This window comes from Variovorax soli (genome assembly GCF_031454625.1).
Lineage (GTDB): Bacteria > Pseudomonadota > Gammaproteobacteria > Burkholderiales > Burkholderiaceae_C > Variovorax > Variovorax soli_A.
This window is the reverse complement of sequence record NZ_JAVDRF010000004.1, coordinates 413,299-436,289: the sequence shown is the minus strand read 5'-3', so window position 1 is coordinate 436,289 and position 22,991 is coordinate 413,299. Positions and strand designations below refer to the sequence as shown.

The 22,991-nt window shown below is 67.4% G+C and carries 21 protein-coding genes; 13 read left to right on the top strand and 8 right to left on the bottom strand.

Going from position 1 to position 22,991, the window contains the following annotated elements; genetic code table 11:
• The first annotated feature begins 17 nt into the window (after nucleotides 1–17).
• The 7 genes from J2739_RS12070 to J2739_RS12040 all read left to right on the top strand — a co-directional run bounded on the left by J2739_RS12070 (nucleotide 18) and on the right by J2739_RS12040 (nucleotide 5,784).
• Nucleotides 18–1,517 carry an aldehyde dehydrogenase family protein gene (locus tag J2739_RS12070; RefSeq protein WP_309901845.1) on the top strand — a complete coding sequence of 500 codons (1,500 nt, stop codon included), beginning with the start codon at nucleotides 18–20 and terminating at the stop codon, nucleotides 1,515–1,517.
• 37 nt (nucleotides 1,518–1,554) lie between these two features.
• Nucleotides 1,555–2,436, top strand: coding sequence for a 3-hydroxyisobutyrate dehydrogenase (gene mmsB / locus J2739_RS12065; protein WP_309901843.1), 882 nt, complete (start codon nucleotides 1,555–1,557; stop codon nucleotides 2,434–2,436).
• Nucleotides 2,437–2,479: 43 nt separating this feature from the next.
• On the top strand, nucleotides 2,480–3,445 hold the full coding sequence (locus J2739_RS12060) for a Bug family tripartite tricarboxylate transporter substrate binding protein (RefSeq protein ID WP_309901841.1): 966 nt from the start codon (nucleotides 2,480–2,482) through the stop codon (nucleotides 3,443–3,445).
• A 132-nt stretch (nucleotides 3,446–3,577) separates the two neighbouring features.
• The gene (locus J2739_RS12055) at nucleotides 3,578–4,258 is read left to right on the top strand and encodes a GntR family transcriptional regulator (protein ID WP_309901840.1); all 681 of its coding nucleotides are present in this window, start codon (nucleotides 3,578–3,580) and stop codon (nucleotides 4,256–4,258) included.
• A 259-nt stretch (nucleotides 4,259–4,517) separates the two neighbouring features.
• Complete coding sequence (locus J2739_RS12050) at nucleotides 4,518–5,018, top strand: H-NS family nucleoid-associated regulatory protein (protein ID WP_309901838.1); 501 nt, start codon at nucleotides 4,518–4,520, stop codon at nucleotides 5,016–5,018.
• A 137-nt stretch (nucleotides 5,019–5,155) separates the two neighbouring features.
• Nucleotides 5,156–5,416 carry a hypothetical protein gene (locus tag J2739_RS12045; protein WP_309901836.1) on the top strand — a complete coding sequence of 87 codons (261 nt, stop codon included), beginning with the start codon at nucleotides 5,156–5,158 and terminating at the stop codon, nucleotides 5,414–5,416.
• Between the two features lie 143 nt (nucleotides 5,417–5,559).
• Complete coding sequence (locus tag J2739_RS12040) at nucleotides 5,560–5,784, top strand: hypothetical protein (protein WP_309901834.1); 225 nt, start codon at nucleotides 5,560–5,562, stop codon at nucleotides 5,782–5,784.
• Nucleotides 5,785–5,799: 15 nt separating this feature from the next.
• On the opposite strand, the gene J2739_RS12035 is transcribed toward J2739_RS12040, so the two are convergent.
• Genes J2739_RS12035 through J2739_RS12005 form a run of 7 tightly spaced genes read right to left on the bottom strand, consistent with a single transcriptional unit; the run spans nucleotide 5,800 to nucleotide 11,597 of the window.
• Nucleotides 5,800–6,168, bottom strand: coding sequence for an ATP-binding cassette domain-containing protein (locus J2739_RS12035; protein ID WP_309901832.1), 369 nt, complete (start codon nucleotides 6,166–6,168; stop codon nucleotides 5,800–5,802).
• Nucleotides 6,150–7,079 (bottom strand): YncE family protein, encoded by a 930-nt coding sequence (locus J2739_RS12030; protein ID WP_309901830.1) that lies wholly within the window; start codon nucleotides 7,077–7,079, stop codon nucleotides 6,150–6,152. Before J2739_RS12030 ends, J2739_RS12035 begins: the two co-directional genes overlap by 19 nt.
• The gene (locus J2739_RS27890; RefSeq protein ID WP_405053873.1) at nucleotides 7,076–7,402 is read right to left on the bottom strand and encodes an SMP-30/gluconolactonase/LRE family protein; all 327 of its coding nucleotides are present in this window, start codon (nucleotides 7,400–7,402) and stop codon (nucleotides 7,076–7,078) included. Before J2739_RS27890 ends, J2739_RS12030 begins: the two co-directional genes overlap by 4 nt.
• A 5-nt stretch (nucleotides 7,403–7,407) precedes the next feature.
• Complete coding sequence (locus tag J2739_RS12020; protein WP_309901828.1) at nucleotides 7,408–8,334, bottom strand: dihydrodipicolinate synthase family protein; 927 nt, start codon at nucleotides 8,332–8,334, stop codon at nucleotides 7,408–7,410.
• Nucleotides 8,335–8,386: 52 nt separating this feature from the next.
• A complete protein-coding gene (locus J2739_RS12015) occupies nucleotides 8,387–9,559 on the bottom strand; it encodes an L-rhamnonate dehydratase (protein ID WP_309901826.1) in 1,173 nt (390 codons plus the stop codon).
• Between the two features lie 24 nt (nucleotides 9,560–9,583).
• Nucleotides 9,584–10,633, bottom strand: coding sequence for a 4-hydroxythreonine-4-phosphate dehydrogenase PdxA (locus J2739_RS12010; RefSeq protein WP_309901825.1), 1,050 nt, complete (start codon nucleotides 10,631–10,633; stop codon nucleotides 9,584–9,586).
• 1 nt (nucleotide 10,634) lies between these two features.
• Nucleotides 10,635–11,597: a Bug family tripartite tricarboxylate transporter substrate binding protein gene (locus tag J2739_RS12005; protein ID WP_309901823.1), complete on the bottom strand. Its 963-nt coding sequence runs from the start codon at nucleotides 11,595–11,597 to the stop codon at nucleotides 10,635–10,637.
• 110 nt (nucleotides 11,598–11,707) lie between these two features.
• Between J2739_RS12005 and J2739_RS12000 the strand changes: the two genes are divergently transcribed.
• The 3 genes from J2739_RS12000 (at nucleotide 11,708) to J2739_RS11990 (ending at nucleotide 15,036) form a co-directional block, all read left to right on the top strand.
• A complete protein-coding gene (locus J2739_RS12000; protein ID WP_309901822.1) occupies nucleotides 11,708–12,643 on the top strand; it encodes a LysR family transcriptional regulator in 936 nt (311 codons plus the stop codon).
• Between the two features lie 81 nt (nucleotides 12,644–12,724).
• Complete coding sequence (locus J2739_RS11995) at nucleotides 12,725–13,723, top strand: Bug family tripartite tricarboxylate transporter substrate binding protein (RefSeq protein ID WP_309901820.1); 999 nt, start codon at nucleotides 12,725–12,727, stop codon at nucleotides 13,721–13,723.
• A complete protein-coding gene (locus J2739_RS11990) occupies nucleotides 13,723–15,036 on the top strand; it encodes an FAD-dependent oxidoreductase (protein ID WP_309901818.1) in 1,314 nt (437 codons plus the stop codon). The genes J2739_RS11995 and J2739_RS11990 overlap by 1 nt, the downstream gene beginning before the upstream one ends.
• Before the next feature lie 39 nt (nucleotides 15,037–15,075).
• Here J2739_RS11990 and J2739_RS11985 read toward each other — a convergent pair whose 3' ends face one another.
• Nucleotides 15,076–16,827, bottom strand: a complete 1,752-nt coding sequence (locus J2739_RS11985) for a chloride channel protein (RefSeq protein ID WP_309901816.1) — start codon at nucleotides 16,825–16,827, stop codon at nucleotides 15,076–15,078.
• A gap of 404 nt (nucleotides 16,828–17,231) precedes the next feature.
• On the opposite strand from J2739_RS11985, the gene aceE reads away from it, so the two are divergent.
• From aceE to lpdA, 3 genes are read left to right on the top strand one after another with little or no spacing between them, the layout of a single operon-like run.
• Nucleotides 17,232–19,904 (top strand): pyruvate dehydrogenase (acetyl-transferring), homodimeric type, encoded by a 2,673-nt coding sequence (aceE, locus tag J2739_RS11980; protein ID WP_309901814.1) that lies wholly within the window; start codon nucleotides 17,232–17,234, stop codon nucleotides 19,902–19,904.
• 14 nt (nucleotides 19,905–19,918) lie between these two features.
• Nucleotides 19,919–21,214, top strand: a complete 1,296-nt coding sequence (locus tag J2739_RS11975; protein ID WP_309901812.1) for a dihydrolipoyllysine-residue acetyltransferase — start codon at nucleotides 19,919–19,921, stop codon at nucleotides 21,212–21,214.
• Between the two features lie 13 nt (nucleotides 21,215–21,227).
• On the top strand, nucleotides 21,228–22,991 hold the full coding sequence (gene lpdA, locus J2739_RS11970; protein WP_309901810.1) for a dihydrolipoyl dehydrogenase: 1,764 nt from the start codon (nucleotides 21,228–21,230) through the stop codon (nucleotides 22,989–22,991).

Sequence of the window (22,991 nt, the reverse complement as noted above, 5' to 3'; positions counted from 1 at the left end):
AACAAGGAGACGACACCATGATGGAACACGCACTCGCCTGCGAGACGAATCCTGCCCGGCTCGCCGAGGCGCTCAGCGGGGTCAATCTGATCGACGGCCGGCTCGTCCCCGCCCGCTCGGGCGAGACCCTGCCCGTCGTCAACCCGGCCACCGGCCGACAGATCGGCACGGCCGCTGCCAGCAACGCCGACGACGTCGCCGCCGCGGTGGAAGCGGCACAGCGCGCGCAGCCGGCCTGGGCGGCGATCGCGGCGCGCAAGCGCGGGACGATGCTGGCCGAATGCGCGCGCCTGCTGAACGCCCACGTCGAGGAGCTGGGCCGGCTGGTGGCGCTGGAAACCGGCAAGGCGCTCCGAACGGAAAGCCGCGTCGAGGCGTCGGTCGTCGCCGACGCGCTGCAGTTCTATGGCGGCCTCGGCTCGGAGCTGAAGGGGGAGTCCGTTCCCTTCAGTCCCGAGATGCTCACCGTGACCACGCGCGAGCCGGTCGGCGTGGTGGGCGTGATCATTCCGTGGAATGCGCCGATGATGCTCATGGCGCTGAAGATCGCGCCGGCGATCGTCGCCGGCAACTGCGTCGTCGTGAAGTCCGCGGAGGAGGCGCCGCTGGCCGTGCTTCGCGTGTGCCAGATCCTCAATCAACTCCTGCCGCCGGGCGTGCTGAACATCGTCTCCGGTTTCGGGCCCGAATGTGGCGCGCCCCTGGTGGCACATCCCGGCGTGCGCAAGATCACGTTCACCGGCTCCGTCGAAACCGGCCGGCTGGTCGCCAAGGCCGCGGGCGAGAAGCTCATCCCCGTGACCTTGGAGCTCGGCGGCAAGAGCCCGATGATCGTCATGGGCGATGCCGACCTCGACAAGGCGGTGGCCGGGGCCGTGGCGGGCATGCGCTTCACGCGCCAGGGCCAGAGCTGCACCGCGGCAAGCCGGATCTTCGTTCACGAGCGTCTTCACGACGAGTTCGTCGCGAAGGTCAAGGCCAAGGTGGATGCCATGAAGATGGGTGATCCGTTGGATGAAGCCACGGACATCGGTACCCTCATTTCGAGGGAACAGCGCAACAAGGTCCTGGCGTACATCGACGCGGGCCGCGACACCCCGGGTGCTTCGGCCATCGAATGCTCGGCGCTTCCGTCGGACGATGCCTTGAAAGAAGGCCTCTACGTGCGGCCGGTCATCTTCACCGGGCTCGACAACCGGAGCCGGCTGGCGCGCGAGGAGATCTTCGGCCCCGTCACCTGCGTGATCGCGTTCGAGAACTACGAAGACGCGCTCGCGCAGGCGAACGACAGCGACTACGGGCTCGCGGCAACCATCTGGACGCGCGACCTGAAAACCGCCTTGGATGCGAGCCGCAGGCTCGAGGCAGGCTTCGTGCAGATCAACCAGAACATCGTCGTTCAACCGGGCCTGTCCTACGGCGGCGTGAAGCAATCGGGACTCGGCCGCGAGGCCTCCCTGGAGGCCATGCTGGACCACTTCACGCACAAGAAGACCGTGATATTCAACCTCGCATAGCCGGGCTCTCCGGCCGCACACGAATGGAGACAAGACAATGACGACCATCGGATTCATCGGACTCGGCAACATGGGCATGCCCATGGCAGTCAACCTGCGCAAGGCCGGGCATGAGATCAAGGCCTTCGACACGAGCCCCGCCGTGCTGGACCAGGCAGCGGGACACGGGATGAAGGCGCAGACCAGCGTCTCCTCGGCCATCGAGGGCGCGCATTTCGTGGTGTCCATGCTGCCGAGCGGCAAGCACGTGCTCGACGTCATGGTGGCGAACGACAAGCTGGCCTATGCGCAGGACTGCGTGGTGATCGACTGCTCGACCATCGACATCGCCTCTTGCGCCACCTTCCACCGGACGCTGTCGCAACGCGGCATTCGCACGCTCGACGCGCCCGTGTCCGGCGGCGTGGGCGGGGCGGCGGCGGGCACGCTGACCTTCATGGTCGGCGGGAGCGATGAAGCCTTCGCGCAGGCCCGGCCGATCCTGCAGGCGATGGGCAAGAACATCATCCATGCGGGCGACGCCGGCGCCGGCCAGGCCGCGAAGATCTGCAACAACATGATCACCGGAATCTCCATGGTCGCCGTGTCCGAGGCGCTGAACCTGGCGAGGCGGCTCGGGCTGGATCTGCAGAAGTTCTTCGACATCGCATCGACCTCGTCGGGGCAATGCTGGTCCTTGACGAGCTATTCGCCCGAGCCCGGACTGGTCGCAACCTCGCCCTCGAACCGGGGCTACGAAGGCGGGTTCGCCTCCGAGCTGATGCTCAAGGACCTGCGCCTGGCCGAGCAGGCGGCCATGTCCAGCAACGCGCCGGCGCTGCTCGGCGCGGCCGCGGCGTCGCTGTACGCGATGCACTGCCAGGCCGGAAAAGGCCGTCTGGACTTCTCTTCGATCATCCAGATGCTGAACGCCCGCTGAGTCGGTGCCGCGAACACTGTTCATTCAAGAATGGAGACAGGCCATGAAGCATTTCGTCAGCGCGGCACTCAGGCTCTTCGTCTTTCTCGGCATCCTGCATGGCGCGAGCGCCCTTGCCGATACCACCGGCAAACTCATCATCGGGTATCCCCCGGGCCAGTCCGTCGACAGCGTCGGGCGGCTGATCGCAGATCGCCTGGGCGAGGCCACGGGACGGACCTGGATCATCGAGAACATGCCGGGCCAGGCCGGCAGCATCGCCCTGGGCGCGGTCGCCAAGATGCCTGCGGATGGCAGCGTCCTGACCTTGTCCGCATCGGCGGCGCTGGCGGGCAATCCCTTCCTCTATTCGAACGTCAGGTATGACCCGATCAAGGACTTCGAGCCCATCGGACTGATCTACGACGCGCCGCTGCTGCTGCTGGTCAACACCGATCTGCCGGTCAAGACACTGAAGGAACTCCTGGCCTACCTGCAGGCCCATCGCGGCAAGCTCAGCTACTCGTCGCCGGGCAACGGCTCCGTCTCGCATCTGGCGATGACCGAACTGCTGCGCCGCAGCGGCATGGAGATGCAGCACATTCCCTATCAGGGTTCGACCAAGTCGCTGTCCGACCTCGCCGGTGGACAGGTGCAGGTCTCTTTCGACGCGATCGCGGCGGCCCAGCCCTTTCTGGCTGCCGGGAAGGTCCGCGCCATCGCCATCAGCTCAAAGGATCGCGCCTCCGTGCTCCCGGAGGTTCCGACCGTCGCTGAAAGCGGCATCGAGGATTTCGACATGGTGCCCTGGGTGGGCATGCTCGCGCCCTCGGGCACGCCGAAGGCGGAGGTCGACAAGCTCAGCGCGGCGCTGGTCAAGATCGTTCGCTCGGACGATTTCACGAGGCGCATCGCGATGCTCGGCGGACGGCCGCGCGTGTATCCCGCGCCCGAATTCAAGACCTTCCTTCGAAGCGAGGTTGCGCACTGGTCCGCCGTGATCAAGCGTTCAGGCGCGAAGCCGGAGTGAATTCACCACCATGCGCGCAGACTTCGGGCGTGGTGCGAATTTCACCGACAGCCATCGGAGAGTGCAGCGGAATTAGGTCCCTGAAAGCGCAGGAGAGCGAAGAAGTCATGCGGTATAACCAGGGACATGACCATGCCATCGGCCAAGGCGCGCACAAAGAGGGAGACCCCGACGCTGTCGGCGGAGCAGGTCTGCGACAAGATCCGGAGTGCCATTCTTGCGGGCGAGCTCAGGCCGGGCGACAAATTGACCGAGCAAGACCTGGCCGAAGAATATTTCGTCAGTCGCACGCCGGTCAGAGAAGCCATCCGGCAGCTCGAGGTGGAACGACTGGTCTCCCGCACTCGCTTCGTGGGTGTGACCGTGGCCCAGTTGAAACCGTCCGAGATCATCGAATTGCTCGACATCCGCGAAGTGCTGGAAGGACTGGTGGCCCGGCGCGCAGCCAACGAGATTCAGCCCGCCCAGCGCACTCGGCTTCGCAAGACTTTCGACCAGATGGCCAAGTCTGCAAAAGACGGCGATGTGACCAGGTACCTGGATGCGGCGCTGGCCTTCAGAAGAATTCTGGCCGAATGCTCCCGCAGCGAGACGCTCATCGAATACGTGATGGCGATCGAGAACCGCCTTCGATTGATGGGCAATCGGACTGCGCTGATTCCAGGGCGAATGCAGGCCGCCATCGTGGAGCACAAGAAGCTCCTGCAGGCCATCGAGGCGGGAGACTCCGAAGCCGCCGAGCAATTGAATCGAGAGCGCATTCAGCACATCCGTGCCGACGTCGAACGCTCGTTCTCGTTCTCCATCCTCTGACGCACGCTCGCAATCGCGGATCGCCGGTCTGTCAATTTTCTCGGATCGACAACGGCTTTCGGTCGCGGCACTTTTGTTGTCGTTTGCTCGTTGGGAGACACCGGCAACGAATGACGGGCGGCTCATTGGCGCCAGCGGCATGATCGCCATTCAGTAGCTTCTTTCCACTCCGAATGCCAATGCCGGCGGCGGGGCAGAGCCGTGCAGCTTCTCAATGAATTAAAGTCGCACTCTCACCTCATCTTGGAGATTCCGTTCAATGACCCAGAGCTACAAGCAAATTCAGAAGCAAATCGAGGCACTTCAGCGCCGGGCGGACAAGCTCCGTGACCAGGAGGTCAAAGGCGTGGTCGAGCGCATCCGAGTGGCCATTGCCCATTACGGCCTGACGGCGGAGCAATTGGGCTTCAACGCAAACTCGGGACCCGGCAAGACGAAGACGAACGCTAAAGTGAAGCCATCACGCACGGCTCGCACTGCCAAATACAGCGATGGTCAGGGGAATTCCTGGTCGGGAATGGGAAAGCGCCCGTTCTGGCTGCGAGACGCGCTCAACGCGGGCCGATCGCTCGAGGAGTTCGCCAGCGAGACCGCGGCGGCGAAGCCGGAAAGTCCGAAGGGGCGCACGGCCAAGAAGCGTAAATCCAAGGTGGCCTACCAGGACCAGGCTGGACATACCTGGTCGGGCATGGGCCCGAAGCCGCGCTGGCTGAAGGAGGCGCTCGAAGCCGGAAAGACACTCGAGGAGATGGCAGCCTGAGCATGCCGCCGGGGCGAAGGTAGCGCGGCACCCGGCTGAATTGCGTGGAGTCGGCCGAGCTGCCTTGTCAGCAGATCAGGCAACGGAGCCGGGTGCCCGAAGCGCTGCGGCTGATCGCATCCAACCGGAGCAGGAGCATGGCCGCTTCATCGCCTGCCTTTCGTCGCGAACGACAGGAATATCTCGGCTTCACCATCTCGATCGAAGTGGCGAGCAAGCAAGAGTTGCTCGCGCTTCGAGCGGACATTCACGAAGCCTGGGAATTCAGGGGGCGAGTCGCCGTCGCGGGTCCTGTCTCCGACGAGGCTGCACTGCTCGACAAGCTGGCCAGGAAAGCCAGGCATTTCATCGATGTCCTGATTGCCAAGCGGGAAGAGGCCGGCCCTCCGGCCAAGTAAGCCGAAGGCGAATCCATGGTTCCTCTCATTGCCGTTACAAATGGAAACCAGCGCAGACGGAATATCCCCTTCTCCACGCGTGCACGGCCATCGCTTGTCATAAAGTTGGGAGCCGAGACGATCAGGGAGGAACGAAGTTGCCGATGAAACTGCTTGCCGCGCTCTGCGAATCGCGCTTGCCTTCTACAGTGCTCGAACCCGACGACATCGAGAAATTGATGGTCTTGAAGGCGACGGGGTTCGTCGAAGCCGAAATCCCGCCGATGCTCATGGACGAGGAAAGCTATGGCTACACCGAGCCCGCGGTCGTCGTGAAAGTGACCGACCGCGGCTTCGCCGCCTGCCAGATGCACGCGCAGAAGCGCTGAGCACACCGGACCGAATCAACGGCCCCAGATCTTCCGATAGGCGTCGCGGTAGCCAGGTCCGGGTCGAAGCTGTTCTTCGACCAGCCCGAGGTCCTGGTGGATGAAGGCCATGCCCTGCTGCGCGCGCGGCAAGGTGCGCCACTCGGCCTCGGGGCACCCCAGCAGCGAAACGCTGCCGCTGTCCTGGCCGTAGACGCCGGCCAGGATCTTGATCAGGGTGGACTTGCCGGCGCCGTTCTCGCCCAGGAGCGCAAGGATCTCGCCGGCGTGCAGGTCGAGCGAGACGCCGTCGACGGCCTGGGTTCCGCCGAAGCGCTTGCTGAGCGCCTCGATGCGCGGCACGCGCGTGGCAGCCGCCGCGCCGTTCACAGCAGCACCGCGCATGACACGTCCGGCTCGCGCTGCGTGCCGATGAAGCGCTCGAAGGCGAGCGTCGCCATGTTGAAGTAACCGAGCCGGTCGTCGTCCTGGCTGACGAAGGCGAGCGGCCGGGTCGGATGGAAGCTCAAGGCGATCGGGCGCGCCTCCATCGGGATGCGGGCCATTTCTTCGAGGCTCTCCGGATCGACCATCGACAGGCTGCGCTCGCCGTAGTTGGTCACCACCAGCCGCCCGTCGCGGTACAGGTAGAGGCGCGTCGGGTCCTCGCGCGACGGGGCTTCGCGCAGCACCTTCATGGTGGCGGTGTCGATGGCCGCCAGCGTGTGGCTCCAGCGGTTGGTGACATAGAGCGTGTTCTCGTCGGCGGAGAGCGCATGGCCCTCGGGCTTCTGCCCCGGCGAACAGGCCACCGGCGCCACCGTGGCGTCGTGCGGCCGTATCCTGGTCACGGTGTGCGAGAGCAGGTTCATCACGTAGGCGGTCTGCCCGTCGCGGGTGAGGGCGAACAGATGGCTCTTGATGCCGCCGGTGTCGACCGCGCGCTGCGGAGCGGTGTCGGTCTCCGGGTGGTCGAGCACCACCAGCTGCGCGCGTTCTTCGCTCAGCGCATACAGGCGGCCCTGCGCGTCCATCTGCATGCCGTGCAGCCGGTTGAGCGGCGCGATGTCGATGGTGCGTGCGAGCCGGCGTGCCGCGATGTCGATCTGGAAGATGGACGTGCCGCCATGGCCGACGTGCGCCGAGGTCTCGACGCCATAGTGGCCGACGTAGGCATGGCGCCTCGCCGCATCGACCACGAATTCGTGCGGGAACTCCGGCAGCGCGATGCTGTGCAGCCGCTCGCCGCTCGGGATGTCGTAGTAGCTGAAGCAGTGGCTGCACTTTTCCACCAGCAGCAGGATTTCTCGGGTCATGGGCGCTGGATACCTTCCGTGCGAAGAACGATGCGGTAGAGCGAGCTGCTCGCCGCGACATAGAGCTGGTCGCGTCGCGCGCCGCCGAAGCAGAGGTTGCCCACTTTCTCACCTCGGCGAACACGCGCCCGTTCGCCAGCGCGTTCTGCCGCACGTCGAACACCATCAGGTGGTGCCGGGATGTCGCTCCACAGCACGGCATCGTCCTCGTGCATCCAGACCGGCCCTTCGCTCCAGGCGGCGCCGGTGCACAGTCTTTCGAGCCGGGCGCCCGCGACGACGGGGCGCAGGCGCGCATCGCGGATGTCGATGCCGGTGTCCATGGCGCTCAGCACCAGCGCAGCACCAGCGGGTCGAGCCGCCGGGCCGTCTCGATCAGCCCCTTGCGGGTGTCGGGGCACATCGGGGGCCACGGGTCCCGCGCGGCCTCGCAGGCGATCACGCCGCCTTCCTTCATCAGCGCCTTGGCGGCGAGGAAGCCGGATTGCCGATTCTCATGGTTGATCAACGGGAGCCAGCGCTGGTAGAGCGCGAAGGCCTGCTCGCGATCGCCCGCGCGATGGGCTTCGATGATCGGGCGGATGCCATCGGGATAGCCGCCGCCGGTCATCGAGCCGGTGGCGCCGGCGTCGAGGTCGGGCAGCAGCGTGATCGCTTCTTCGCCGTCCCAGGGGCCTTCGACGGCGTCGCCGCCCAGGCGGATGAGCTCGCGCAGCTTCGATGCCGCCCCTGCCGTCTCGATCTTGAAGTAGGCCACGTGCTCGATCTCGCGCGCCATGGTCGCGAGGAAGGCGGCCGACAACACGGTGCCGGCGGCCGGCGCGTCCTGCACCATGATCGGGATGTCGACCGCGTCGGACAGCCGCGCATAGAAGTCGAAGATCCGCGGCTCGGGAACGCGGAAGGTGGCGCCGTGGTAGGGCGGCATCACCATCAGCATCGCCGCGCCCATGTCCTGCGCGCGGCGGCTGCGCTCGGCGCAGACGCGGGTGGCGAAGTGGGTGGTGGTCACGATCACCGGCACGCGTCCGGCCACGTGCTCGAGGATGGTCCGGGTCAGCACTTCGCGCTCGTCGTCGGCCAGCAGGAACTGCTCGGAGAAATTGGCGAGGATGCACAGCCCGTCGGACCCGGCATCGACCATGAAGTCGACGCAGCGCTTCTGGCTCTCGAGGTCGAGCGTGCCGTCATCGCCGAAGGTGGTGGGCACGACAGGGAAGATGCCGCGGTAGGGGGTGCGCTGGGTGTGGGTCATGGCCTCGGTGAGCGGAAGTGATGCGCCTGTGACGGCGCCGAACCGACGCCTTTCATTCGACGATGTTGAAGTCCTTGAGGTACTCGGTCTTCAGGCTGAGCCCGAGGCCCGGCTTGTGGTCGTCGAGCTGCAGGAAGCCGTTCTCGGCCACCGGCTCGCCGTCGAAGATGTAGTAGAAGAGCTCGTTGCCGACTTCCACGTCGTGCATCGGGAAGTACTCGCTCATCGGGGAGGCCAGCGTGCTCATGGTCAGGTGGTAGTTGTGCATCTGGCCGGCATGCGGGATCACGGGAACGCTGTAGGCCTCGCACAGCGCGTTGATCTTGTGCGCGGCCGTGATGCCGCCGACGCGGTTGGTGTCGTACTGCACGACCGACACCGCCTTGCGGTCCAGCAGCTGCTTGAAGCCATAGAGCGAGAACTCGTGCTCGCCGCCCGAGATCGGAATGCCGGTCCGCTGGTTCAGCTCGGCGTAGCCGTCGATGTCGTCGGCGATCACCGGTTCCTCGAGCCAGCGCGGCTGGAACTTCTCGAGCTTGGGGCAAATGCGCTTGGCGTACTCGAGGTTCCAGCCCATGTAGCACTCGAGCATCAGGTCGTTGTCGTAGCCGATGACCTCGCGCACCGCCTCGACCGACTTCAGGTTCTCCGCGACGCCCTTCTGCAGGTGCGCCGGCCCGTAGCCGAAGCGCATCTTGAAGGCGGTGAAGCCCTGGTCGAGAAACTTCTGCGCCTCGGCCTGCATTTCCTTCAGGTCGGTCCGGTAGAGCTTGGAGTAGTAGCAGGGGATCTTCTCCTTGGTGCGGCCGCCGAGCAGCTTGAACACCGGCTTGTTCACCGATTTGCCCAGGATGTCCCAGATCGCGAGGTCGACCGCGGAGATCGCGGCCATGGTCACGCCCTTGCGGCCCCAGGCGTGGGTGGCGCGGTACATGCGCTGCCAGAGGTACTCGTAGTCCCAGGGGTCCTGGCCGGTCACCAGCGGCGCGAGGTACTGGTCGATGATGGCCTTCGCGATGGCCGGCGCGAGCGCCACGTTGCCGAGGCCGACGATGCCGTCGTCGGTCTCGATCTCGACCACCGTCCACGAATGGAAGCGGAAGGTGCTCATGGTTTCCTGCGGCGCGTACAGCAGGTCCATGGCGTTGGAGCAGAAGTTGCCCTGCGGCGGAACGGTCTTGCCCTTCCATTCGAAAACGCGGGCGCGGACGGATTTGATCTTCATGGTGCTTCTCGGATGTGGGAGGGTTCAAGCGGGTGTGGGGGTGGCGAGGCGGTGCGCGGCGCCCATGCGGCTCGCAATGAGGAAGGCCTGCCACATGGCTTCGACGCTGGCCTTGCCCTGTCCGGCGATGTCGTAGGCCGTGCCGTGCGCCGGCGTGGTGATGGGAATGGGCAGCCCGCCCTGTACCGTGACGCCGCGGCTGAAGCCCATCAGCTTGATGGCGATCTGGCCCTGGTCGTGGTACATGGTGACGATGGCCTGGTAGTCGCCGGCCTGCGCCTTCAGGAAGATGGTGTCGGCCGGGAAGGGGCCGTGGAAGGGCGACGCGGTCGGCCAGTCGCGGGCCTGCAGCCGCTGCACCGCCGGGATGATGATGTCGACCTCCTCGCGCCCGCACAGGCCGCCGTCGCCGCCGTGCGGATTGAAGGCCGCGATCGCGATCTTCGGCTGCGCCACGCCGTTGTCCAGCAGGGAGCGGTAGATCAGCTCGGCCGCCTGCTCGATGCGTTCCACGCTCAGGTAGCCGGCCACGTCTTTCAGCGGCACGTGCGAGGAGATGCGCGACGTCCAGAGCTCGCCCAGCGTGTTGAACTCGCAGAAGTAGCCGGCCACACCCAGGCGCTGCGCGAAGTGATGCAGTTCGTCTTCGTGCCGCATGCCGCCGAGCTTCATGGCCTGCTTGTTGAGGGGCGCGAAGCAGATCGCGTCGACCTCGCCCGCCAGCGTCGCGTCCATGCACCGGTCCAGCACCTGCAGCACCGATCGTCCGCCCGGCGCCGCGGCCCGGCCGCGCTCCACCAGCGCAGGGTCGATGCTGCGCACCGCCAGGAATGCGGGGCGCGCCGTCGCGGCACGACCGCGGACCTCGGCCAGGGAGCGCACCTCATCGACGGCGACGGAGGTGCCGGCGATGCGCTGGCCTTCGTCCCACAGCCAGCGGTCGCCGGCCAGCACGATGTTGGCGAGCGCGGTGGCTTCGGGCCGGGCCAGCAGGCGGGCGATCAGCTCGGCGCCGATGCCTGCGGGATCGCCCAGCGTGAGCGCGACAACGGGAAGGGCAGGGGTGTTCGGCATGTCAGTCGAGGCGGATGCGGTTCTTCTTGATGACCTCGCCGAAGCGCTTGTATTCGGCGGCATGGAACTGCGCGAACTGCGCCTGGGTCATGGGCGTGATCTCGGCACCGATGGCGTCGAGTCGGGTCCGGGTCTCGGGCATCGCGAGCACCTGGTTCACGGCCTCGTGCACCTTGTCCTGCACCGCCCTGGGCGTTGCAGCGGGCATGTAGATGCCGTACCAGGCGCTCATCTCGAGGTGCGGAACGCCCGCTTCGGCCAGGGTCGGCACGTCGGGCAGCTGCGCGTTGCGCTTGCTGGTGGTCACCGCGAGTGCGCGGATCTTGCCGTTCCTGATCTGGCCGATCGCCGAGGGCAGGGTGTCGAAGCTCAGCTGTACCTGGCCGCCGACCAGATCGATGAGCGCCGGGCCGCTGCCCTTGTAGGGCACGTGCGTGATGTCGACGCCGGTCGCATCCTTGAACAGCTCGGCCGCAATGTGCTGGGTGCTGCCGGCGCCGCTGGTGGCGTAGTTGAGCTTGCCCGGTTCCTGCCGGGCCAGCTTGATCAGCGCCTGCACCGAATCCGCCGGCACGCTGTTGCTGACCACCAGGACGTTGGGCACCGCGCCGACGAAGGCCACCGGCACCAGGTCGCGGTTGCTGTCGTAGTTGAGCTTGAGCAGGTGCGGCGCGATCGCGTGCGCCGTGACCACGCCCATCACCAGCGTGTGGCCGTCGGTGGACTTGGCCGTGGCATCGGCGGCCAGGGTGTTGGAAGCGCCGGGCCGGTTCTCGACCACGACCGGCTGCTTGAGCAGGGGGCCGAGCCGATCGGCCACCGCGCGGGCCATCGCGTCGGTGCCGCCGCCGGGCGCGGAGCCGACCATGATCCGCAGCGCGCGGGTCGGCCAGTCCTGGGCGTGTGCGGCGCTTGCGGCGAGCGCCAGCAACCCTGCGGCCGCGGCCGCGATGAGCTTCTTCATCTGCTTGTCTCCAGGCTGTTTCTAGGATTCGTCGACGCCGATCGTAGGCACGCGATTGATGCACGTAAACTGAAAGCTCTTGATCGATCAATATCCTGAGGTAATCAATCGTGGGCTCCATCGACAAGCAGGATTCGACCCCGCGGCTGCTCAACCGCGTCCGCATGAGGCAGGTTGCGCTGATGCTGGCCGTGGAGGAACGACGCACCCTGCGCGCCGCCGCCGATCAACTGGGCCTGACGCAACCGGCCGCCACCAAGATGCTTCACGAGCTCGAGAGCGCGCTCGGCCAGCCGCTCTTCGAGCGGGCCGGGCGCGGCCTGCGGCTCAATGCCGCGGGCGAGCGCGTGATGGGCTACTTCAGGGGGATCCGCGGCAGCATGGAGGCGCTCAACCGCGAGCTGCACGACTTCCAGCTCGGCAGCGTCGGCAAGTTCTCGCTCGGCAGCATCATGGCCGCCTCGCCCGGCCGGCTGACCGACGCACTCACCGAACTCAAGGCGGCGCATCCCTTGCTGGCGATCGAGATCGCGGTGGATACCAGCGACAAGCTGCTCGCCCAGCTGCACGAGGGCGTGCTCGAGGTGGTGGTGGGGCGCCCTGTCGGTCCCGAAGCGGCGAGCTGCATCTTCAAGGCCATCGAGGACGAGTCCCTGGCGGTGGTTGTGGGCAATGAGCATCCGCTGGCTGGGCAGTCGCGCGTTGCCTTCGCGGATCTGCTGGCCTACCCCTGGATCCTGCAGCCGGCGCACAGCCCCATGCGCGACGTGATCGAGCGCGAGTTCCAGTCCCACCACGCGATGATGCCGCGCGGCCTGGTCGAGACCGGTTCGATCCTCACGACCATCAACCTGATCCGCAAGTCACGGATGATCGGCGTGATCCCGGAGACGGTCGCGCAGCGGGACGCCGAGCATGGCGTGCTCAGCATCGTGCGCTATCCGATCCGCCACAAGCTCGCGACCTACGGCAGCATCGTGCGCAGCGACCGGCCGCTCAGCACGCCGGCAGAACAGTTCCTGGATCTGTTGCACAGGAAACCGTAAGAAGCGCCGCAGCCCTGGTGTTGGCGCTGCGACCAGGCGCCTCCTATGATGGAATCGACGCCCCGGATCGGAGACAAGCGAATGAACCATCACCTGGCGACATTGAACCGGCGCACCCTGCTTTCCGCCGCCGCGCTCGCCCTGAGCGCCGTGCATGCCGGACGCGGCTGGGCCGCGGATGCATGGCCGAGCAAGACGGTGCGCATCATCGTTCCGTTCGCGCCGGGCGGCGGCGCCGACAGTTCGGCGCGCGTGCTGGCCGAGGTGCTGGCGCCGAAGCTGGGACAGAGCGTCATCGTGGAGAACCGGCCGGGCGCCGGAAGCGCCATCGGCGTGATGGCCGCTGCGCAGAGCAAGGACGGCCACACGCTTCTCATGGGCAGCAACAGCATGGTGATCAATCCCGTGCTGAATCCATCGATCACCTACGACGTCGCCCGCGACTTCGACGCGGTCGGCATGGTGTCCGCGCAGCCGCTGGTGCTGGTCGTGCCCTCGTCCTCGAAGATCGCCAGCTTTGCCGACCTGGTGGCAGAGGCCAAGGCACGGCCCGGCACGGTGACCGCGGGCAACAGCGGCAACGGCACGCTGGCACATCTGACGGCCGAGCTGTTCTCGATCCAGACCCAGACCACCATCACCAGCGTCCCCTACAAGGGCGAAAGCGCGCTCCTGCCGGACCTGATCGGAGGACTGGTGTCGTGCGGGTTTCTCAACCTGCCCAGCGTCATCGCGCATGTCCGCGCCGGTCGACTCCGCGCCCTGGCCGTGTCTTCGCCTGCGCCGGTGGCCGAACTGCCCGGCGTGCCGACGCTGCGTTCGCTGGGCCAGTCCACCCTGGAGGTGCAAGGCTGGGCGGCGCTCGTCGCTCCCAAGGGCACGATTCCCAAGGAAGGTCTTGCTCGTCTCGAAGCCCTGCTGATCGAGGCGCTGGGCACCGATGCCGTGAAGTCGCGCTTCGCGGCGCTGAGCGTCACGCCCGTGGTCAGTGGCCGCGATGCGACCGCGCAGTACCTGAAGGCCGAGGGGGCTCGCTGGCAGCAGGTGATCAAGACGCGGGGCATCAAGGCGGACTCGTGATGAACCACGAAAGCTTCGGCTATCGCATCGCCGCCACGATGAGCGCGGACGTGTTGGTCTGCGGCGGCGGCATCGCGGGCACCATGGCGGCGGTGGCGGCCGCGCGCTGCGGCGCTTCGGTGATGCTGGTGGAGCGCTACGGCTTTCTCGGCGGCAATGCCACGGCCGGGGCCGTCGCGCAGTTCAACAGCTGGCAGACCGCCAACGGACGGCGCGTGGTGGCCGGACTGGCCGACGAGGTCGTGACGCGGCTCGGACGGTACGGCGGGGCGGGCGAGCACGCAAGCTTCGTGATGTCGACCGGCCACAGGATGGACCGGGTCGAATATGCGCCCGAAGTGCTCAAGCTGGTGCTGGACGACATGCTGCGGGAGGCCGCCGTGCGGCCGCTGCTGCACGCCAGCGTGCTCGATGTCGGCGTGAGCGGACGGCGCATCGATCGCGTGCACGTGCTGACCAAGAGCGGCGTGGTCGAGCTGCATGCGCAGGTGCTGATCGACGCTTCCGGCGACATGGATGCGCTCGATCGCGCAGGCGCCGCCTTCCTCGAGCTCGACGAAGGCGAAGCCTTGCAGCCGGCCACGATGATGTTCCGCTTCGGACCGATCGACTTTGCGCAATTGGACGCGCTGCCGAAGGCCGAGCTCGCCGCACTGGCGCGCCGGGGCTACGAAGAAGGCCGGCTGGCGCGCGCGGCCCTGCACGTCAGCCGTGATCCGTTCAGCAACGACGGCTGGTTCAACATCAGCCGCCTCGGCATCGACGCCACGGACGCCATGGCGCTGGGCGCCGCCGAGATCGAGGGCCGGCGGCAGGCCTGGAACGCGGCCCAGTACCTGCGGCAATGCGTGCCGGGTTGCGAGTCAGGCCAGTTGCGTGCGTTCGGGACCCAGGTCGGCGTGCGCGAAACGCGCCGCGTCGTCGGCGACCACGTCCTGAGCGCGGAGGAATTGCTGCGTCCGGCGCAGTTTCCCGATGCGATCGCCGCCGGCGCCTATCCGATCGACATCCATCCCGCCGCCGGCGGGGAACTGCGCTACGAAGGCCTGGGTGACGATCACGCCTACCAGATCCCCTATCGCTGCCTGATTCCCGTCGGCTTTGACAACGCGCTGGTGGTCGGGCGCGGCGTTTCGGCAACGCACAGCGCGCACGCCGCGATTCGCGTCATGACGATCTCGATGGCCGTGGGCCAGGCCGCCGGCACGGCGGCTGCGATGGCGGCGCGATCGGACCTGCCGGTGAATCTCCGGGCCGTGCCGGTGCCGGCGCTGCGCGCGCGGCTGCTCGAAGACGGAGCGAAGCTGGCTTGAGCGAAAAGGCGCCGTGCGGCACGCGCACCCGAGGCAGGCTCAGGTCTGCCAGGGCAGACCGCGCAGGCGCTCGCGCTTTTCTTCTTCGTCGAAGTGCGCGAGCGAGGGCTTGATCAGGTCGCTGCGCGCCACGATGCCCACGAGCGCGAGCGACTGCGCGTCCTTGACGACCGGCAGCCGCTCCAGCCGGTGGCGCGCGAGACGCGTGGCGACGACGCGGCAGTTCTCGCCTTGCAGCGCGAACACGGGCGGCGCTGCCGATGCGCAGGCATCACCCACGGTGCCTGCGCCGGCCGCGGCCAGCGCGGTGCGGTCCATCACGCCGATCACCGCGCTGCCGCGCAGCACCGGATAGGCGCGGTGCAACTGGCCTTCGCCGAAGTAGGCGGCCAGCGCTTCCGCGACCGGCATCGCGGCGTCGATGCTGCGCACATCGCGCGTCATCACTTCTTCCACGAAATGCCGTTCCAGGGGATCGATGCCGTACTCGCGGTAGATGTGATAGCCGCGGCGCGCGATCTTCTCGGTGAGGATCGAGCGGCGCATGGTGAGCACCGTGAAGCCGTAAGCCACCCCCGAGGTCGCCAGCAGCGGCAGCATCGCGTTGCTGTCGTGCGTGAGCCCGAAGGCGAAGACGGTGGCGGTGAGCGGAGCGCGCATCACGCCGCCGAGCGTGGCGGCCATGCAGACCAGCGGCCACAGCATCGGGTCGTTGCCGGGCAGCACGTGCGAAAGCACCACGCCCAGGCCGGCGCCCATCATCAGCAGCGGCGCCAGGACGCCGCCCGAGGTGCCGGAGCCCAGCGAGATCACCCAGATCACCGCCTTCACCGTCAGCAGCGCGGCCACCACGCCGAGCGCGAGGTGGTTGTGCAGCAGGTCGCCGATCACGTCATAGCCCACGCCCAGCGCGCGCGGCTCGAAATAGCCGCCGATGCCCACCGCCAGCCCGCCGATGGCCGGCCACCACATCCAGTGCAGCGGCAGCTTGCCGAACCAGTCCTCGACCTTGTAGAGCGAGAGCGACAAGGCCGCGGACAGCGCGCCGCAGAGCACGCCGGCCGCCACGCAGGACAGCATCGCGAGCGGGCCGGGCGCTGCCGTCTGCAAGGGGAACAGCGGGCCGGGAACCATCATCAGCGGCCGTGCGAAGCCCGCGACGGCGCAGGCCACGGCCACCGGCAGCAGGCTGCGCGGGCGCAGCTCGAACAGCAGCAACTCGACCGCCAGCAGCACCGCGGCCACCGGCGTGCCGAACACCGCCGTCATGCCGGCGGTCGCGCCCGCCACCAGCAGGGCCTTGCGCTCGGCGGAGGAGAGATGGAAGTGCTGTGCGATCAGCGAGCCGATGGCGCCGCCGGTCATGATGATCGGCCCTTCGGCGCCGAAGGGCCCGCCGCTGCCGATGACGATGCCCGAGGACAGCGGCTTGAGCAGCGCCACCTTCGGCGACATCCGGCTCTTGCCGAACAGGATCGCCTCGATGGCCTCGGGAATGCCGTGCCCCCGGATCTTGTCGGAGCCATAGCGCGCCACCAGGCCGATGATCAGCCCGCCGATCACCGGCACCACGATCACCCACGCGCCCAGCGCGTGCTCCGCCGGAGAGCGGTCGGCCAGCGAGAAGGTCTGGAAGAAGAACAGGTTGGTGAAGAAGCGGATCAGGTCGAGCAGCACGCGCGCGGCCACCGTGCTGATCGCGCCGATGACGGCCGCCATGACGGTGATTCGCATGAGGCGCGTGTTGAGCGCGAAATCGCCGCGCGGCGGATGGGAGGCTGGGCTGGTCATGGTGCGTCGGGAAGGTCGATCAGGGGCACGTCGAAGGCGCCCTGGAGCGAACGCACCTCCGCCCGGTGCGGCTCGGCAGAGGGCAGGGTGCGAAAATATATCACAACACGATATATCGGCGCGCGGGGAGCGAGCGGGCTCAACAATCCGCGAAGTCCAGAACGCGCTGCCGGTGGGCGATCAGGGTTTTCCCGCAATCAGTGGTCCGGCGATTCGGACGTGCTCCTCGCCTCCCATCCGGATGATCGGCGCGGCACCGGCCAGGCTCTCCTTTCGTCCCTAGTGAAATCAATCACTTAGCGCGCTCCGGCTGCCGCGTGCCGCGTGGCACATCGATTGCTCTGTAGCCAGTCCCGGCCGCTTCGTCCGATGCGGATCGCGGGCATGACACAGGAGACAAACCGATGAGCACCCTGGGTGATCTCGACCCCACGGAAACTGGCGAGTGGATCGACGCGCTCGGCGCGGTTCAACACCACCGAGGCAGCGAGCGCGCGAACTTCCTGCTGAACCGCCTCGTCGACGAGGGCCGCCGCGACGGCGTGTACGTGCCCCGTTCGCTGAACACGGCCTACAAGAACACCATCCCGCCCGAGAAGGAGGAGAAGTCGCCCGGCAACCGCGAGATCGAGCATCGCCTGCGCTCCATCATCCGCTGGAACGCGATGGCGATCATCCTGCGCGCCAACAAGGACTCGTCCGAACTCGGCGGGCACATCGCGAGCTTCCAGTCGGCAGCCACGCTCTACGACATCGGCTTCGGCCACTTCTGGCATGCCGCCACCGACACCCACGGCGGCGACCTGCTGTTCATCCAGGGCCACAGCTCGCCCGGCATCTACGCGCGCGCCTTCCTCGAAGGACGCTTGAGCGAGCAGCAGCTGCTCAACTACCGCCAGGAGGCCGAGGGCAAGGGCATCCCGTCGTACCCGCACCCGTGGCTGATGCCCGACTTCTGGCAATTCCCCACGGTCTCGATGGGCCTGGGCCCGCTGATGGCGATCTACCAGGCACGCTTCCTCAAGTACCTGCAGGGCCGGGGCCTGGCCGACACGGCGCCGCGCAAGGTCTGGGCCTTCATGGGCGACGGCGAGATGGACGAGCCCGAATCGCTCGGCGCCATCTCGCTGGCGGGCCGCGAGAGCCTGGACAACCTCGTGTTCGTCATCAACTGCAACCTGCAGCGCCTGGACGGCCCGGTGCGCGGCAACGGCAAGATCGTGCAGGAGCTCGAGAGCGTGTTCCGCGGCGCCGGCTGGAACGTCATCAAGGTGCTCTGGGGCGGCGGCTGGGATGCGCTGCTCGCCAAGGACAAGAGCGGCAAGCTGCTGCAGCGCATGGAGGAGTGCGTCGACGGCGAGTACCAGGACTTCAAGAGCAAGAGCGGCGCCTACGTGCGCGAGCACTTCTTCGGCAAATACGAAGAAACGAAGGCGCTGGTCGCCGACATGAGCGACGAGCAGATCTGGGCACTGACCCGCGGCGGCCACGACCCCGAGAAGGTGTTCGCCGCCTATGCCGCCGCCGTCAAGCACAAGGGCCAGCCCACGCTGATCCTGCCCAAGACGGTGAAGGGCTACGGCATGGGCGAATCGGGCGAGGGCCAGATGATCGCCCACCAGGCCAAGAAGATGACGCAGGACGCGCTGCGCGGCTTCCGCGATCGCTTCCAGATCCCGGTGTCCGACGAGGAGCTGCCCAACGTGCCCTTCATCCGGCTGGCCGAGGACAGCCCCGAGATGAAGTACCTGCGCGAGCGCCGCGCCGCGCTCGGCGGCTACCTGCCGCAGCGCCGCCGCAAGTCGGTGGCGCTGGAGATCCCGCCGCTGTCCACCTTCGAGCGCCTGCTCAAGGACACCGGCGAGCGCGAGATCTCCACCACCATGGCCTTCGTGCAGATGCTCGGCACGCTGGTGCGCGACAAGGCCATCGGCAAGCACGTGGTGCCCATCGTGCCCGACGAGTCGCGCACCTTCGGCATGGAAGGCATGTTCCGCCAGCTCGGCATCTGGTCCTCGCTCGGCCAGCTCTACAAGCCGCAGGACGCCGACCAGCTCATGTACTACCGCGAGTCGAAGGACGGGCAGGTGCTGCAGGAAGGCATCAACGAGGGCGGCGCGATGTCCAGCTGGATCGTCGCGGCCACCTCGTACAGCACGAACAACGTGCCGATGATCCCGTTCTACATCTACTACTCGATGTTCGGCCTGCAGCGCGTGGGCGACCTGGCCTGGCTGGCCGGCGACATGCGCGCGCGCGGCTTCCTGCTGGGCGGCACCGCCGGGCGCACCACGCTCAACGGCGAGGGCCTGCAGCACGAGGACGGCCACAGCCACATCCTGGCGGGCACCATCCCCAACTGCATCTCGTACGACCCGACCTTTGCCTACGAGGTGGTGGCCATCGTGCGCGACGGCATGCGCCGCATGTACGCCGAGCAGGAGGACGTCTACTACTACATCACCCTGATGAACGAGAACTACCCGCACCCGGGCATGCCCGAGGGCATCGAGGCGGGCATTCTCAAGGGGCTCTATCAGCTGAGCGACGGCGGCAAGACCCCGAAGAAGGGCCAGCGCGTGCAGCTCATGGGCAGCGGCACCATCCTGCGTGAAGTGATGGCCGCGGCCGAACTGCTGAAGGCCGACTGGAACGTCGCCGCCGATGTGTGGAGCGCCACCAGCTACAACGAGCTGCGCCGCGACGGCATGGCCGCCGAGCGCTGGAGCCGGCTGCACCCCACCGAGCCGGCACGCAGGAGCCACGTCGAGCAATGCCTCGACGGCCACGAGGGCCCCGTCATCGCGGCCACCGACTACATGCGCAACTACGCCGACCAGGTGCGCGAGTACGTGCAGGCCGCGGGCCGGCGCTACACCGTGCTGGGCACCGACGGCTTCGGCCGCAGCGACTACCGCCGCAACCTGCGCCGCTTCTTCGAGGTCGACCGCTGGCACGTGGTGGTGGCCGCGCTCAAGGCGCTGGCCGACGACGGCGTCATCAAGCCTTCGGTCGTGGCCGATGCGATCGAGAAGTACCAGCTCGATGCCGAGCGCGCAGCCCCCTGGACCGTCTGAGGCAGGACAAGAAAATGAGCAAAGCAATCGACATCAAGGTCCCCGACATCGGCGACTTCAGCGATGTGCCGGTCATCGAGATCTTCGTGAAGCCGGGCGACACGGTGAAGGCCGAAGACCCGCTGGTCTCGCTGGAATCCGACAAGGCCACGATGGACGTGCCCGCACCGTGCGGCGGCGTGGTGGAGTCCATCGCCGTGAAGCTGGGCGACAAGGTCAGCGAAGGTTCGGTGATCCTGTTGCTGGCCACGGGCGACGCCACCGCCGCCGCCACCGCCACCGACCCGGCGGCTGCGCCGGCAGCGCCTGCTGCAGCCGCGGCCGCGACCGCCCCGGCGCAGGCCACCGCCTCCGGCTCCATCGACGAAGCCGCCTTCGCCCTCGCCTACGCCGGACCCGCCGTGCGCAAGCTGGCACGCGAACTCGGCGTCGACCTCGGCAAGCTCAAGGGCAGCGGCGACCACGGCCGCATCGTGCGCGCCGACGTGGAGGCCTTCGCGAAGGGCGGTGGCGCCGCCGCTGCGCCGGCTGCCGGCAAGGCGGCCGCGGCACCCGCCGGCGGCGGCGTGGGCGGCATCGACCTGCTGCCCTGGCCCAAGGTCGACTTCGCCAAGTTCGGACCGACCGAGCGCAAGGAGCTGTCGCGCATCAAGAAGATCAGCGCCGCCAACCTGCACCGCAACTGGGTCGTCATTCCGCACGTGACGACACACGACGAGGCGGACATCACCGAGCTGGAGCCCTTCCGCGTTCAGATGAACAAGGAACTCGAGAAGTCGGGCGTGAAGATCAGCATGCTGCCCTTCATGATGAAGGCAGCCGTCGCCACGCTGAAGAAGTTTCCGGAGTTCAACGCCAGCCTCGACGGCGACGCGCTGGTGCTCAAGAACTACTGGCACATCGGCTTCGCGGCCGACACGCCCAACGGCCTCATGGTGCCGGTCATCCGCGACGTCGACAGGAAGACCGTGCCCGAGATCGCCAAGGAGATGGGCGAGCTCGCCAAGCTGGCGCGCGACGGCAAGCTCAAGCCCGACCAGATGTCGGGCGGCACCTTCACCATCAGCTCGCTCGGCGGCATCGGCGGCATCTACTTCACGCCGATCATCAACGCGCCCGAGGTCGCCATCATGGGCGTGTGCAAGAGCTACTGGAAGCAGCATTCCAGCGACGGCAAGACCTACACCTCGCGCCTGGCGCTGCCGCTGTCCCTGTCGTGGGACCACCGCGTGATCGACGGCGCCGCCGCCGCGCGCTTCAACGTCCATTTCGCCAACGTGCTCGCCGACCTGCGGCGCATGCTGTTCTGAAGGAAGCGCCCCAATGGCAAACATGGTGGAAGTCAAGGTCCCCGACATCGGCGACTTCAAGGATGTCGCGATCATCGAGCTGCTGGTCAAGCCCGGCGAGGTCATCGCGGTCGATACCGGCCTGATCATGGTGGAGTCCGACAAGGCCTCGATGGAGATTCCGTCGAGCCATGCGGGCACCGTGAAGGAGCTGAAGGTCGCGCTGGGAGACAAGGTCAGCGAAGGGTCGGTGATCCTGGTGCTCGAGGCGGCGGCAGGAGCCGGTGCCGCTGCGACGCCGGCCCCTGCGCCCGCACCGGCGGCTGCTGCGGCGTCGGTGGCCGCCGCACCCGCGCCCACGGCCGGCAGCTACGCCGGCAAGGCCGACATCGAGTGCGAAGTGCTCGTGCTCGGTGCCGGCCCCGGCGGCTACTCGGCCGCCTTCCGCAGCGCCGACCTCGGCATGAAGACGGTGCTGGTGGAGCGCTACGCCACGCTCGGCGGCGTGTGCCTCAACGTGGGCTGCATCCCCTCCAAGGCGCTGCTGCACACGGCCAGCGTGATGGACGAGGTCAAGCTGCTCGGCAAGCACGGCATCAGGTACCCCGCGCCCGAGGTCGACATTGATGCGCTGCGCGGCTTCAAGGAAGGCGTCGTCAAGAAGCTCACCGGCGGCCTGGCCGGCATGGCGAAGGCGCGCAAGGTCGAGGTCGTCACCGGCGTCGGCAGCTTTCTGGACCCGCACCACGTCGAGGTGGTGGGGGAGGGTGGCGCGAAGAAGGTGGTGAAGTTCGCCAAGGCCATCATCGCCGCAGGCTCGCAGTCCGTGAAGCTGCCCTTCATGCCCGAGGACGAGCGCGTCGTCGACTCCACCGGCGCGCTGCTGCTCAAGGGCATTCCGAAGCGCATGCTCGTGATCGGCGGCGGCATCATCGGCCTCGAGATGGCCACGGTGTACTCGACGCTGGGCACGCGCATCGACGTGGTCGAGATGCTCGATGGCCTGATGCAGGGCGCCGACCGGGATCTCGTCAAGGTGTGGGAGAAGTTCAACGCACCGCGCTTCGACAAGGTCCTGCTCAAGACCAGGACCATCGGCGCCAAGGCGACGAAGGCCGGCATCGAGGTCAGCTTCGAAGGCGAGCAGGCGCCGAAGGAGCCGCAGGTCTACGACCTGGTGCTGCAGGCCGTCGGCCGCAGTCCCAACGGGAACAAGATCGGCGCCGACAAGGCCGGCGTGGCCGTCACCGAGCGCGGCTTCATCGAGGTCGACAAGCAGATGCGCACCAACGTGCCGCACATCTTCGCCATCGGCGACATCGTCGGCCAGCCCATGCTCGCGCACAAGGCGGTGCACGAGGCGCACGTGGCGGCCGAGGCAGCGCACGGCGAGCCGGCGTTTTTCGACGCGCGCCAGATTCCCTCGGTGGCCTACACCGACCCTGAGGTGGCCTGGGCCGGCAAGACCGAGGAGCAGTGCAAGGCCGAGGGGCTGAAGATCGGCAAGGCGGTGTTCCCCTGGGCCGCTTCGGGCCGCGCGATCGCCAACGGGCGCGACGAGGGCTTCACCAAGCTGATCTTCGACGAGGCCACGCACCGCATCGTCGGCGGCGGCATCGTCGGCACCCATGCGGGCGACCTGATCAGCGAGCTGTGCCTGGCCATCGAGATGGGCTGCGAACCGGGCGACATCGGCAAGACCATCCACCCGCATCCCACGCTCGGCGAATCCATCGGCATGGCGGCGGAGCTCTTCGAGGGCGTGTGCACCGACCTGCCGCCGGTGAAGAAGAAGTAG

Coding starts and splice junctions, on each gene's coding strand:
- J2739_RS12015 (WP_309901826.1), bottom strand. CDS start 9,559: ATGAAGATCAAATCCGTCCGCGCCCGCGTTTTCGAATGGAAGGGCAAG.
- lpdA (WP_309901810.1), top strand. CDS start 21,228: ATGGCAAACATGGTGGAAGTCAAGGTCCCCGACATCGGCGACTTCAAG.
- aceE (WP_309901814.1), top strand. CDS start 17,232: ATGAGCACCCTGGGTGATCTCGACCCCACGGAAACTGGCGAGTGGATC.
- J2739_RS12045 (WP_309901836.1), top strand. CDS start 5,156: ATGGCCGCTTCATCGCCTGCCTTTCGTCGCGAACGACAGGAATATCTC.
- mmsB (WP_309901843.1), top strand. CDS start 1,555: ATGACGACCATCGGATTCATCGGACTCGGCAACATGGGCATGCCCATG.
- J2739_RS27890 (WP_405053873.1), bottom strand. CDS start 7,402: ATGGACACCGGCATCGACATCCGCGATGCGCGCCTGCGCCCCGTCGTC.
- J2739_RS12020 (WP_309901828.1), bottom strand. CDS start 8,334: ATGACCCACACCCAGCGCACCCCCTACCGCGGCATCTTCCCTGTCGTG.
- J2739_RS12010 (WP_309901825.1), bottom strand. CDS start 10,633: ATGCCGAACACCCCTGCCCTTCCCGTTGTCGCGCTCACGCTGGGCGAT.
- J2739_RS11995 (WP_309901820.1), top strand. CDS start 12,725: ATGAACCATCACCTGGCGACATTGAACCGGCGCACCCTGCTTTCCGCC.
- J2739_RS12055 (WP_309901840.1), top strand. CDS start 3,578: ATGCCATCGGCCAAGGCGCGCACAAAGAGGGAGACCCCGACGCTGTCG.
- J2739_RS12005 (WP_309901823.1), bottom strand. CDS start 11,597: ATGAAGAAGCTCATCGCGGCCGCGGCCGCAGGGTTGCTGGCGCTCGCC.
- J2739_RS11985 (WP_309901816.1), bottom strand. CDS start 16,827: ATGACCAGCCCAGCCTCCCATCCGCCGCGCGGCGATTTCGCGCTCAAC.
- J2739_RS12035 (WP_309901832.1), bottom strand. CDS start 6,168: ATGCGCGGTGCTGCTGTGAACGGCGCGGCGGCTGCCACGCGCGTGCCG.
- J2739_RS11990 (WP_309901818.1), top strand. CDS start 13,723: ATGAACCACGAAAGCTTCGGCTATCGCATCGCCGCCACGATGAGCGCG.
- J2739_RS12030 (WP_309901830.1), bottom strand. CDS start 7,079: ATGACCCGAGAAATCCTGCTGCTGGTGGAAAAGTGCAGCCACTGCTTC.
- J2739_RS12060 (WP_309901841.1), top strand. CDS start 2,480: ATGAAGCATTTCGTCAGCGCGGCACTCAGGCTCTTCGTCTTTCTCGGC.
- J2739_RS12050 (WP_309901838.1), top strand. CDS start 4,518: ATGACCCAGAGCTACAAGCAAATTCAGAAGCAAATCGAGGCACTTCAG.
- J2739_RS12070 (WP_309901845.1), top strand. CDS start 18: ATGATGGAACACGCACTCGCCTGCGAGACGAATCCTGCCCGGCTCGCC.
- J2739_RS12040 (WP_309901834.1), top strand. CDS start 5,560: ATGAAACTGCTTGCCGCGCTCTGCGAATCGCGCTTGCCTTCTACAGTG.
- J2739_RS11975 (WP_309901812.1), top strand. CDS start 19,919: ATGAGCAAAGCAATCGACATCAAGGTCCCCGACATCGGCGACTTCAGC.